The sequence below is a fragment of the Herminiimonas sp. Marseille-P9896 genome, assembly GCF_903993245.1.
Lineage (GTDB): Bacteria > Pseudomonadota > Gammaproteobacteria > Burkholderiales > Burkholderiaceae_D > Oxalicibacterium > Oxalicibacterium contaminans.
On sequence record NZ_CAJEVT010000003.1, the window covers coordinates 87,234 to 99,968 of the forward strand.

Annotated in this window: 11 protein-coding genes; all 11 read left to right on the forward strand. The window is 55.6% G+C overall.

Annotated elements, in window-relative coordinates; translation table 11 throughout:
- Positions 1 to 7 precede the first annotated feature (7 nt).
- The 11 genes from H7U06_RS10815 (at position 8) to H7U06_RS10865 (ending at position 12,733) form a co-directional block, all read left to right on the forward strand.
- Entirely contained in the window at positions 8 to 1,027 is a 1,020-nt protein-coding gene (locus tag H7U06_RS10815) for a polysaccharide pyruvyl transferase family protein (RefSeq protein ID WP_175626186.1), read from the forward strand.
- Positions 1,028 to 1,039: 12 nt separating this feature from the next.
- On the forward strand, positions 1,040 to 2,116 hold the full coding sequence (locus H7U06_RS10820) for a glycosyltransferase family A protein (protein WP_175626187.1): 1,077 nt from the start codon (positions 1,040 to 1,042) through the stop codon (positions 2,114 to 2,116).
- 4 nt (positions 2,117 to 2,120) lie between these two features.
- Positions 2,121 to 3,599: an O-antigen ligase gene (locus H7U06_RS10825; RefSeq protein WP_254873221.1), complete on the forward strand. Its 1,479-nt coding sequence runs from the start codon at positions 2,121 to 2,123 to the stop codon at positions 3,597 to 3,599.
- The gene (locus H7U06_RS10830; protein WP_175626188.1) at positions 3,596 to 4,570 is read left to right on the forward strand and encodes an acyltransferase; all 975 of its coding nucleotides are present in this window, start codon (positions 3,596 to 3,598) and stop codon (positions 4,568 to 4,570) included. The genes H7U06_RS10825 and H7U06_RS10830 overlap by 4 nt, the downstream gene beginning before the upstream one ends.
- 20 nt (positions 4,571 to 4,590) lie before the next feature.
- On the forward strand, positions 4,591 to 6,018 hold the full coding sequence (locus H7U06_RS10835; protein WP_175626189.1) for an Atrophin-1 multi-domain protein: 1,428 nt from the start codon (positions 4,591 to 4,593) through the stop codon (positions 6,016 to 6,018).
- Complete coding sequence (locus tag H7U06_RS10840) at positions 6,018 to 6,605, forward strand: serine O-acetyltransferase (RefSeq protein ID WP_175626190.1); 588 nt, start codon at positions 6,018 to 6,020, stop codon at positions 6,603 to 6,605. Before H7U06_RS10835 ends, H7U06_RS10840 begins: the two co-directional genes overlap by 1 nt.
- 11 nt (positions 6,606 to 6,616) lie before the next feature.
- Positions 6,617 to 7,861: a glycosyltransferase gene (locus tag H7U06_RS10845; RefSeq protein ID WP_217703462.1), complete on the forward strand. Its 1,245-nt coding sequence runs from the start codon at positions 6,617 to 6,619 to the stop codon at positions 7,859 to 7,861.
- Positions 7,858 to 9,045, forward strand: a complete 1,188-nt coding sequence (locus H7U06_RS10850; RefSeq protein WP_175626191.1) for a glycosyltransferase family 2 protein — start codon at positions 7,858 to 7,860, stop codon at positions 9,043 to 9,045. The genes H7U06_RS10845 and H7U06_RS10850 overlap by 4 nt, the downstream gene beginning before the upstream one ends.
- A complete protein-coding gene (locus H7U06_RS10855) occupies positions 9,035 to 10,225 on the forward strand; it encodes a WecB/TagA/CpsF family glycosyltransferase (RefSeq protein ID WP_254873252.1) in 1,191 nt (396 codons plus the stop codon). Before H7U06_RS10850 ends, H7U06_RS10855 begins: the two co-directional genes overlap by 11 nt.
- A gap of 244 nt (positions 10,226 to 10,469) precedes the next feature.
- Positions 10,470 to 11,489, forward strand: a complete 1,020-nt coding sequence (gene galE / locus H7U06_RS10860) for a UDP-glucose 4-epimerase GalE (protein ID WP_175626192.1) — start codon at positions 10,470 to 10,472, stop codon at positions 11,487 to 11,489.
- A 44-nt stretch (positions 11,490 to 11,533) separates the two neighbouring features.
- Entirely contained in the window at positions 11,534 to 12,733 is a 1,200-nt protein-coding gene (locus H7U06_RS10865; RefSeq protein WP_175626193.1) for a sugar phosphate nucleotidyltransferase, read from the forward strand.
- Positions 12,734 to 12,735: the final 2 nt, after the last annotated feature.

Consider the following 12,735-nt stretch of genomic DNA (forward strand, 5'->3'; position numbering starts at 1 on the left):
AGATGACATGGCCAGTCCGAAGAATCACAAACAGCTATGCAAGGAATTGATGCAACGGCATGAAGTATTGCTGGAGCTGATAGGCGATGCGCCTTTCCATTATGTCGATATCCCGACGCATGGCAATGTCGGCGATTTGCTGATCATGCATGGCACGCTGGCTTTCTTCCGCAAGCATGGATTGTCGCCCAAGCTGATCGCGCCATACGATGCCTATGACCCGGAGTGGATAGACGACGGTGATGTGATCGTATTCCACGGCGGTGGTAATTTCGGCGACCTGTATCCGTGCTTCCAGCAGTTGCGGGAAGACATTGTCATGTCGCATCCGCACAATCGCATCATTGTGCTGCCGCAATCGCTGCATTTCTCTTCAGCCGCCGAGCAGGCTGCTTCCGCCGAAGTATTCCGCAGCCATCCGGATGTACACCTCTGTGTACGTGACGAAGTTTCGCTGCAGATGGCGCAAGCCTTCAGCGATCACGTCTATCTGTTGCCGGATATGGCGCATCAGCTCTATCCGCTACGGTCTGGCAACAAGCGCCCGTCGCAGCATGGCTTGCGCATCAGTCGCGTCGATGATGAAGGTGGTGTGCACACCGATATGGCTGAGCTGAATATCGACACCGTCACCGACTGGCCGGAGTTCGTAGGTGAGCGTGAAGAACATATCAATCTGTTCCGCCGCGGACTGGGTGGTTTTTACCGCCGTGGCATGGGGCGCGCTGCGAATCGCATCCTGGTGCGTTTGTGGATCGCCTACTCGGCACGACTGGTCAAGGATGCGGCGCGTTTGTTTGCCCGTCATGAATTCATCGTGACGGATCGCCTGCACGGCCACATCCTCGCCTGCCTGCTGAATCGGCCCAACATCGTCCTTGATAACAGCTATGGCAAAAATTCCCGCTATGTCGCGGCGTGGACGCAGCGTAGTGAGTTGGTGACGCTGGCTCAGGCACAGACGCAGCCCACTCAGCCACGGACAACACGAATCGCAGATGTCGCGCAATTGGCGGCCATCATTTAAGGGAGAATTATTGTGGCAACGATAGATGTATTACTGCCGGTGAAGAACGGCATCGATTATCTGGCGGCATCGCTGGACAGTATCTGCATGCAGACTTTCAAGGATTGGCGCGTGCTGGTACTGGACCACGGTTCTACCGATGGCAGCCTGGAGCTGGCTGAAGACTACCACCGACGCGATCCGCGCATAGAAGTGCACAGCTTCCCGCAAGCTGAAGGCCTGGCTGGCTTGCTGAACTGCGGCCTGGAGATCAGCGATTGCAAATATGTGATGCGCCACGATGCCGATGACGTCTGCTTCGTTGACCGCATGGAGATCGTGCTGGCGGCTTTCAAACGACAGCCGGATTGCGTCGCCATCAGCGGACAATCGTCAGTAATCAATGGCGCGGGTGAGGTCGGCGGCAATATCAAGATGCCGGTCGGTCGCCAACGCGTGGCAGCCGCCAGCTTTTTCCGTAATCCGATTACGCATCCGGCCGCGATGATGGATTTCGCCGCGGTACAAAAGCTGGGTGTGCGTTACGGCTCCGACTTCCTGAAAGTCATGCCTGCCGACAAGCGCTTACAGGTGAATAGCCTGGCCGAGGATTACTTCATGTTCGGCCAGCTGGCGATACTCGGCAAGTGCACCAATGTGCCGTCGCAGCTAATCCAGTATCGCTGGCACGGCAGCAATGTCAGTGCGACGCGCTTCCGTGAACAGGTGGAAGTATCGCTGGATATCTCGCGCTACCTGACACGCTCCTTCTGCATCATGCATGACTTGCCTTACTTCGATCCGGCACCGTTCTGCAATCATGGCGGCATCTTGTTTGATGTGAATGGCAGGACTGATTTCTCCGATGAGTTCGCGCAGATGGCGTATACCCTGCGCCGTGGCCTGGGTGCGTCGGAAGAACTGGAGCGCGAACTGATCTTCCGCAAGGCGGCATCGACGCGGCAGGATGCCGCTTTGCTGTGGCGTTACTTCCAGTTCCAGTCGCGCAATGCACCTGAGACCGGTGAGTGGAATGCCATCCGTTCCTGGCTGATCCGGCGTTTCCCGGGCAAGGGCAGCATGAGTGTGGCCGGGGAACTGGCTGCTTAAGTCCATGCCTACCGACATTCCATATCAAGGCACTGCCTCCGGTGGCAAAGTGCATATGCGCTGGCTGCCGAACCAGGGGCAGGCGTACACAGTGCTGGGCGTGATCGTGCTGGCACTGCTGGCCGGTATCGTCGTGCCGTTTTATGCGGAAGTGATGGATTACAAGCTGGCGCGACTGGCGGCTTTGCCTGCCTTCCTGCTGTTTGGTTTCCTGCTGTTGTTTAACCGTATGGCGCTGCTGACGCTGATTATCGTGTTCCGCTCGGTCGGTGATGTGGTGCTGGAGTCGACTCGTTTCTCGATAGGTGGCTACACCACGGGCCTGGGTGGTGTCATCAATCTGTGCGTGATCCTGCTGGCTTGCATGCTGGTGATGGAAAGACCGCAGCAGCTACCTAAGAAGATGGTCTGGTCGTGGTTGCCTTTCCTGCTGGCAGCCTTGTTCGGCGTTGTGATCTCGCCGGAGAAGGGTGATGCGATCCGCACTTACCTGACCTTGCTGTCTTACTTCGCGATGTTTGTCAGTGCCTTTTACTTTGTGCGTTCAGCGCAGAATTTCCGCTATTGCGTACGACTGGTTTTATGGTCCTCGGTCTTGCCTGCGCTGTATGCGGTAGTTGATGTCGCCTTGCACGGCGCCAGCGGCGGGGCAGAAGGCTTCCGCCTGCAATCTACATTTACCCATCCAAATATCTTTGCCTTTTACCTGACGCTGGTCATTCCGCTGACCCTGTTCACACTGAAGGATAAGGCGATGCCACTGAGCGGCACCATGCGCGTGGTAGTGACGCTGTATTTCTTTTATCTGCTGGCTTTGCTGGTATTGACGCAGACACGCAGTGCCTGGATCGCCTGTCTGTTTGTATTTGTCGGCTATGCCTTGTTGTTTGAGCGGCGTTATTTGCTGTACCTGATGCTATTGCCGGTCGTGGCTTTGCTGGTACCGGAAATCCGTGATCGCTTGCTGGACCTGGGTAGCGGTACCGAAGCGGTCGGTTATGCCAAGCTGAATTCGTTTGCCTGGCGTTTGTCGATCTGGGAAAGCGGCTTGCAATGGATGCGTCCCAGCCATTATCTGTCCGGTTATGGTGTCGAGGCTTTCCGTCATTTCTCGCAAACCTTCTTCCCGGCCGCCAACAAGATGAACTGGGGTGCGCACAATGTGTATGTGCAATGGTTCTTTGACGCCGGTGTGCTCGGTTTGTGTGCCTACCTCTTCCTGTATGCACGCATGGTACTGGCACTGAAAGCACTGTTCCGGGTAGACCGGCTGGCATCCTTCATCACGATCGCGATTGTGATTGTGTACCTGGTGGTGTCGTCGTCGGACAATATGTTTGGTTATCTGGTCTTTAACTGGTACTTCTGGTTTGTCATCGGTGCCGGTTGTGCGTTGGCGACTATCAGCGGTGCATTGCCCGCGGCTAAAACCGATGCCAAAGTTAACAGCGGTGCGGCGCAACAAACGGCAGGTGTGCGATGAGCGGCCCGCGTCTGGAAGTGCTGGATGGCTGGCGCGGCGTCAGCATCCTTTGTGTACTGGCTGCGCATTTGCTGCCTATGGGGCCCAAGGTATTGCAGATGAATGCGATGTTTGGGCTGCTCGGCATGTCCTTGTTCTTTACCTTGTCCGGCTTCCTGATTACTTCCTTCCTGCTGAAGGATCCACCGGTTTCTGATTTCCTGGTGCGTCGTTTCTTCCGCATCCTGCCACTGGCGTGGTTGTACCTGGCGCTGGCATTGACGCTTGCTGGTGCATCGGCTGATACCTGGCTATCGCATTTCTTTTTTTACGCGAATCTGCCACCAGTACATCTGGTCACGCTGACCGAGCACATCTGGAGCTTGTGCCTGGAGATGCAGTTCTATCTGGGTATCGCTCTGCTGTTTGCCTTGTTTGGTGTGCGCAGCTTGTTTCTGCTTCCGTTGCTGGCATTGTTTTTCACCGGCTTGCGTGTGACGGATGGCGTGTATGCATCCAGCATCAGCTACTACCGCATGGATGAAATCCTGGCCGGTTGTACTTTGGCCTTGCTGGTGCATCACCGTAGTGATTTGCGCGTGCTGGCATGGCTGAAAAAGATACCGCAATGGCCATTGCTGCTGTTGCTGCTGGTGTCTTGCCATGAGCAGGGCGCAGCACTGAATTACCTGCGTCCTTATCTGGCGGCGCTGCTGGTAGGAAGCACCATCGTCAATCCGGCCAGCACGCTTGCCGCCATGCTGAATCGTCGCGTACTGGTGTACCTGGCGACTATTTCCTATGCGTTGTACGTGATCCATCCGCTGCTGGCGCACACATGGCTCGGTAGTGGCGATGTGATCGTCAAATACCTGAAACGACCATTGCTCTTCGCCGTGCTGTTCGTCCTTGCGCATATTTCTACCTTCTACTTTGAACACTGGTGGATAGCGCGCGGCAAGTTGATGGCCAACAAATTGAAAACAGCTTAAACAATATGGAGAACCCAGATATGCCTATTTCCTACCCTGATGTCGGTACCAAGAACAGCATTGCGACTGCACTGGCTTTGTGCGGCGCGCTGCTGTTGACAGGCGCGCCCATGCAAGCGGCGGCGCAGGGTGGCTGGGGCACATATCAAAAACCATTTGCCGCGACTTCGCCATGGAATAGCCGTCCGGTGCAGCCGGTCCTCGGTGATTTTGTAATTCCGAAATCCACCTATGCCCCCGGTGTTGCCGGAGGTGAGTGGTCGACTGGCGTATTCCTCGCGAAGGCTGGGGATCAGCCTGTCACGGTGAGCGGCTTGCCTAAGACACAGGGTTTGTGGGACCCGGATGCGTCGGCCTTCCATGACGTGACCATCCCGCGCTGGCCTGCAGATGTGGTGGCTGCCAGCGCCAGCGACGGGCATGCCGATATCGTTGATCCGGCGACCGGCATTGTCCACTCATTCTGGCAATTGAAAAAAGTGGATGGCAAGTGGGTCGCCGCCCAGTATGCATGGACCAAACTGAATGGTCGCGGCTGGGGTGATCCGGCGCATTACTTCCAGGGGGCGCGCGCGGCCGGAGTGGCAACTGCGGGCGGCCTGATACGCAAGCATGAAGTGAAGGATGGTGATGTGATGTATCGCCATGCGCTGGCCGTGTCGCTGACTTTCGACGGACTGGCGTCGCAACCGACTTATGTATTCCCGGCGACTTCGGCAGATACCGATGCCGCCACGCGCAACACAGGAAAGATACCGGAGGGTGCATTGCTGATGCTGCCGCCTTCCTATGACACCAGCAAGATCAGCAATCCTGATTTGCGCAAAGTTGCAGAGACCTTGAAGACCTATGGTGCGTATGTGGTCGATCGCAACTTCGGTACGCCGTTCTTTATCTATGTGGAAAACGGTGCAGGTTTCGATTTGCATAAAGGCGGCTGGGACAACAACGTGGCCAATGATCTCGAACGCATGCGCGTGGCATTGCGTCCGGTGGTGTCAGCGCAAGGCTGGCTGGATGGAAATGGGCAGCCTGTCGTCCTGCAAAAACAAATGAATCTCCTGTCCATGCGCGGCCCGTGGCAATTGCAATCCGGTGCCAGTCTCGGGGATTTCGATACATGGCGACAGGCGGTGGTATTTCCTGCCAACGCGCAGGCGGTGACACAAGTCAATTATTCATCGCGTGGTCTGCATCCGGTGAACTGGGCATTGCCACAGGCCGGCAAGAATTATCGCGTGACCGCACATACTACCGGCGGCGGAAAATTGCGCCTGCAAGTGCGTGACCCATCCGGTACCCCGCTTCATTTCGATAGCGGCGAATTGACGAACGGCGAGGGCAAGACCTTTGCCTGGCCTGACCCACGCGCGATAGTGACTGTGTACGCGACCAGCGGTGTCGGCACTGTGTCTACGGTCAGTGGTGAGTTACTGCAACTGGATTGATGAAACGAATGATGGATAGCGACTGGTCAGCAGATGTGCAACGTTATGACGTGCGACGCCCCTTCCTGAAAGAGCAATCGATCTGGGCGGTGTGGACTTACCGCCTGGGGCGACGCATAGATAGCCGGGAACCGGGTCGGATGAAACGCGTGCTGACGGCTGTGTACTGGCCGTGGTTCCGGCTGGTGGAAACAGTGGTCGGCATCAGTTTGCCGAAGTCGGCAGTTATAGGTGGCGGCCTGCGCATCTGGCATTTCGGCGGCATCTTTGTGCACCCGCAAGCGCAGATAGGTCGCAACTGCACTTTGCGCCAGGGTGTGACCATAGGTAATCGTGTCGCCGATGGCGCGGTGCCGGTAATAGGTGATGACGTTGAGTTTGGGGCGTATGCACAAGTGCTGGGTGCGGTGCGCATAGGTAATGGTTGCCGTATCGGTGCGCTGTCCGTGGTCTTGTGCGATGTGCCGGATGGTGCGACTGCGGTAGGTGTGCCAGCACGAATAGTCGGACAGACGGAAGTAAATGGTCTGCAAAAAAACATACAAGAAAATGTGTCGAGGATTATGCGCTTCGGTACCGAGCGCTGAAAGGATATGAAGTGAACGCTATACGTGTTGCCTACCTGATTAATCAGTATCCGAAGGTGAGCCACAGCTTCATCCGGCGGGAGATACTGGCGCTGGAACGCCAGGGCATGAATGTGCAGAGGATAGCGATGCGCGGCTGGGATGGCGACCTGGTTGACGCCGAGGATTTCACTGAACGTGATCGTACCCGCTATGTATTGAAAAACGGTTTGTTTGGCTTGCTGCGCTCCGTGTTATCGGTTGCTACTTCGACGCCGAAGCGCCTGTTTCATGGCTTGCGCCTGGCCTGGCAGATGAGCAAACGCGCTGACCGTTCCTTGCCTTATCACCTGATATACCTGGCTGAAGCGTGTCGGGTTGCCTTGTGGCTGAAGCGGGAGGGCGCGACGCATTTGCATGCGCACTTCGGTACCAATTCGGCCGAGGTGGCGATGCTGGCGAGCGAGTTGGCAGGCGTGCCTTACAGCCTGACCATACATGGCTCGGAAGAATTCGATAAGGCCGAGTTCATAGGCCTTGGCGAGAAGCTGCGTCGTGCCACTTTTGTCGCGGCGGTCAGTTCTTTCTGTCGCAGTCAGTTGTACCGCAGCGTCGCTTATAAGCACTGGGCCAAGATGCACATCGTGCATTGCGGCGTTGATCCTGATTTCTATCGCATCGGTGCGACGCAGGTCGCCGAGAAACCGCGCTTTGTTTGTGTCGGTCGCTTGTGCGAACAGAAAGGCCAGCAAATCCTGATCGAAGCGGCGGCACGACTGGCCGCCAAGGGCATAGATTTTGAACTGGTGCTGGCGGGTGATGGCGAGATGCGCCCCGAGGTGGAAGCGCTGATCGCCAAACATGGGCTGGCTGCGCAGGTAAGGATTACCGGTTGGATCAGCAGTGAGCAGGTCAGGCAGGAGCTGCTGGCAGCGCGGGCACTGGTGATGGCGAGTTTTGCTGAAGGCTTGCCGGTGGTGATTATGGAAGCGATGTCGGTGCAGCGTCCGGTGCTGACGACATGGATAGCAGGTATACCGGAACTGGTGATCGAAGGTGAAAACGGCTGGCTGTATCCGCCCGGCTCGGTCGATGAGCTGGCACTGGCGATGGAGCGTTGCCTGAATACGCCGCATGATGAATTGGCGCGCATGGGCTCACGGGCGCGTACCCGCGTGCTGGCACGCCACGACATCGACCGGGAAGCGGCCAAGCTGATCGCCTTGTTTTATCAGGTGTCGCAAGGCGATCGCTGGCTGCTGGGAGGCAAGCCATGATGACCTTATTCCAGATCATTTTGTCGCTGGTGGTGCTGGCCTTGCTGGTGCCGGTTGCCGTGCTCCTGCTGCAGGTACTGGCTGCGATGGGTAAAAAATCCATGGTCGCTGCACCCGATGGTCGTCGTCCGGAAGTCGCCGTACTGGTTCCTGCACACAACGAAGCACAGGGCATAGCTGCGACCGTGGCGGGCATACGCGCGCAATTGCGTGCAGGTGACCGCATCCTGGTGGTCGCTGATAACTGTGACGATGACACAGCAGAACAGGCATTGGCGGCTGGTGCGCCGGTATTGGAACGCCATGATTTGTCGGCACGCGGCAAAGGCTATGCGCTGGATGCCGGTGTGCGGCAACTGTCCTTGAGTCCGCCGGAAGTACTGATCATCATCGATGCCGATTGTCGCGTAAAAGCAGGCTCGATCACGCAGCTGGCTTGTACTGCACTGGAAACGCAAAGACCGGTGCAGGCACTGGATCTGATGCGTGCGCCACGCGGTGCCGGGCTGAAGATACGTATCGCCGAATTCGCATGGATAGTGAAGAACAAGGTGCGCGCACTGGGTTTCCATCATCTGGGTTTGCCGTGCCAGCTGATGGGTACCGGCATGGCCTTTCCGTGGCCGCTGATAGCGCAAGCGTCATTGGCGAACGGTCATCTGGCGGAAGACATGAAACTGGGCGTCGAGCTGGCGCGGGCGCAGGCAGCACCTGTGTTCTGTCCGGAAGCCTGTGTGATCAGCTACTTCCCGAGCAGCGACGAAGCCGCGCGCATGCAACGCACGCGCTGGGAGCATGGCCATATGGGCATGATCATGCACGAAGGTTTACCTTTGCTATGGCAGGGCATACGTGAGCGCAATCGTGCGCTGTTCGCGATGGCACTGGATATGTGCGTACCGCCGCTGGCTTTGTTGACGCTGCTCTCGTGTGCAGTGTTTGGCATTACATCTCTGAATTTCCTGATCTTTGACTATGCTGCACCGCTGGTATTGGCTGGCGTATTGGTGGCTGGACTGACGTTGGCGATCATGCTGTCCTGGCAGCGCTTTGGTCAACAGGTGTTGAGCCTGAAGGATTTATTCTCGGCATTGGGTTATGCCTGCTGGAAGTTGCCGCTGTATATGAAGTTCTTCGTGAATCGCCAGCTTGAATGGGTAAGGGCCAGACGTGATGCAGAATAATCAGGCATTGATGCCGGACTATAGCGGCACGCAAATATCTTCTTATCCGGTGCAAACGGATTTCCAGCGCAAGGTGGTGTGCATACTCGGCCTGCCTTTCGATGTCATCAGTACGGAACAGGCAGTCGATCAATTATCGGATGCCGCACATCACTATCAGCGCTGCTTTCTCTCGACCCCGAATCTCAATTTCGCCGTGGCCAGTCTGGCCGGTGGCGCATTCCGCGATTCAGTCATACGCAGCGACTTATCGGTGGCAGACGGCATGCCGCTGGTATGGATAGCAAAGCTGCTGGGCCTGCCTGTCACTGAGCGGGTTGCCGGTTCCACTTTGTTTGAGCGTCTGCACGTACGCAAAGATGGTGCTGAAAAGTTGCGTGTGTATTTCTTTGGCGGGCCAGATGGTGTGGCCGCTGCCGCAGCAGAGAAGCTGAACGCCAGTGCATCTGGCCTGGTGTGTACCGGTTATGAATCGCCTGGCTTTGGCAGCATAGAGCAGATGAGTACGCCCGCCATCATCAATCGCATCAATGCCAGCCAGGCTGATTTTGTGGTGGTCGCCTTAGGTGCGAAGAAAGGGCAGGCGTGGATAGAACACAATCTCGCTGCGCTGGATGCACCTGTCATCGGTCATCTGGGTGCAGTGGTGAATTTCGTTGCCGGTACCGTCGCACGTGCACCACGCTGGGTGCAGCACATAGGTGGTGAGTGGTTGTGGCGTATATGGGAAGAGCCCAGCCTGTGGCGCCGTTATCTGCATGATGGCTTGACCTTGATCCGCTTGATGACGCGTCATGTGTTGCCGTGTGCGGTGATGGTGCGTTTGCGCAAACCTGAACTGCATGCGCTGGTAGCGGCACGGATAGAGATGCAGCAGCACACCAGCTACATCAGTATTCACGCCAGCGGTGCATGGGATGAACGTAACCTGACTGCGATGCGCAAGATATTTACGGAGGCAACGACGATGCCTTTTGATATCCGCATCGATTTTTCCGGAGTAACGCACATTGATAGTGCATGCATAGGCTTGCTGTTATTGCTGTATGGCCACCAAAGCAAAGTGCAGCGTGATTTCGTTTTGCGCGGGGTGCGTCCTGGTGTGTTGCGTATCTTGCGTTTGTATTGTGCTGACTATCTGGTGAGTGAACAGCAAGCCGCTTACGTCGCCGCTGCCTGAAATAATTTGCAGAAATTCGCGCTGTAAAAATTACGTACATCCATGATTTTTACCGTGCATATTTTTCAAAAAACAGGCGATACATTTCTGCGAAAAAATATTTCAGTTTGATGAAGTTTCCCTCTGAAAACGCGTAAATTTTTCAACTAACTTTATTGTTAAATCTTCTATCTAAATAGTGAACTTTGCAGTGATCTGACTATCTTTGTAAGGGTGCAAACTTGCCGCTTACTGGATAAATGAAATGCAAATATTAGTAACGGGAGGAGCTGGTTATATCGGCTCACATACTTGTGTAGAACTGATCAATGCAGGGTATCGGGTAGTCGTTGTCGATAATCTCTGTAATAGCAAAGTGTCGGTGCTGGATCGCGTAGCGACAATTACCGGCAGATCAGTCAGCTTCATAGAAGCGGACTTGCGTGATTACTCTGCGATGGATGAAATTTTCTCCGCGTATGAGTTTGATGCCGTCGTGCATTTCGCCGGACTGAAAGCAGTCGGTGAATCAGTGGCAGAGCCGCTGCGCTATTACGACAACAATGTGGAAGGCAGCCTGGTGCTATTTCAGGTGATGGCCAAGCATGGTGTGAAGAGCCTGGTCTTCAGTTCTTCGGCCACGGTCTATGGTGATCCGGCCACTGTGCCTATCGTCGAAGACTTTCCGTTGTCGGCAACCAATCCTTATGGTCGCAGCAAGCTGATGATAGAAGAGATGCTGCGCGATGTGGCGACTTCTGATCCGTCATGGCGCATCGCTTTGTTGCGCTACTTCAATCCTGCCGGTGCGCATGAGAGCGGCCTGATCGGCGAAGACCCGAATGACGTGCCGAATAATTTATTTCCGTATGTGGCGCAGGTGGCTTCCGGACGTCGTGAGTTGCTCTCGGTCTATGGTTCCGATTACCCGACCTCGGATGGCACCGGCGTGCGTGACTACATTCATGTAGTTGATCTCGCGATAGGTCATGTGAAGACGCTGGCACGATTAATGAATACCGATGCAGGCGTGCTGGCCTACAACCTGGGTACCGGTTGCGGCAGCAGCGTGTTGCAAATGATCAGCGCATTTGAAAAAGCGAGCGGACGCAAGATTCCGTATCGCATCGTGGCGCGCCGTCCTGGCGATATCGCCGTGTGTTATGCCGATGCCTCACTCGCGCAAAGAGAGCTTGGCTGGCGTGCGATCCGCAGCATAGAGCAAATGTGCGTTGATTCCTGGCGCTGGCAAGCGATGTCGGAAGACAAGCTGGCCTATGCCTGAAGTCACATCCATATTGATTTAATACTGAAGAATCCGAGGGAACCATGAAAGCAATGATACTTGCCGCAGGCAAAGGAACACGCGTCCAGCCCCTGACTTATGAATTGCCGAAACCGATGATACCGATACTGGGTAAGCCGGTGATGGAGTACCTGGTCGAGCACCTGGTGAAGTACGGCATCCAGGAGATCATGGTTAACGTTAGTTATCTGCACCAAAAAATAGAAGACTATTTTGGTGAGGGGCAGCGTTTTGGTGCACAGATAGGCTATTCCTTCGAAGGCTATATGACCGATGAAGGTGAAGTCATGCCCAAGCCTATCGGCTCCGCTGGCGGCCTGAAGAAGATACAGGAGTTCGGTGGTTTCTTTGATGAAACCACCTTGGTCATTTGCGGTGATGCGCTGATCGACCTGGATATCAAATCAGCCTTGTTTGAACACAAGCGCAAAGGCGCGATGGTCAGCATCATCACCAAGGAAGTGTCACTGGACAAGGCATCCGATTACGGCATGGTGGTGACCGATGAAGAGGGGCGTGTCTTGTCCTTTCAGGAAAAACCTAAGCCGGAAGAAGCGCTGTCGAACCTGGCCAGCACCGGTATCTATATCTTCGAACCGGAAGTACTGGATTTGATTCCATCTGATACCGAGTTTGATATCGGTTCACAGCTGTTTCCTTTGCTGGTGGAGAAGGGCGTGCCTTTCTTTGCGCAGAAGCGTTTCTTCAACTGGATAGATATCGGTAATGTCAAAGACTACTGGCAGGTTTCGCAAAATGTGCTGAAGGGCGAACTCGCGCATATGACCATGCCGGGTACGCAGATCGCCGATGGCGTGTGGGTCGGGCTGAATACGCGCATAGACTGGGAAGGTACGAAGATAGAGGGGCCGGTGTATATCGGTTCCGGCTCGACGGTGGAAGCCGGCAGCACCATCATAGGCCCGACCTGGATAGGACACGGCAGCCAGATCTGCAGCGGCTCGGAAGTTACGCGTAGCGTACTGTTTGAATATACCCGTGTGTCGCCGAATTCCCATATGTCGGAGCTGGTGGTGTGCAAGGATTACTGTGTCAGCCGTATCGGCCAGATGCAGCATGTCTCCGAATGCGTGGAAGACTACTGGCGCGATGCGCGTGATCGTCGCGGTAAAACGCGCACACCGGAAGCAGATTCCAAATCCGAGGCTCCTGCGCTGTCGCCGCAAGAGGTAAAGCCGCGCAAGCTGGCCAATGTGGCGTAACG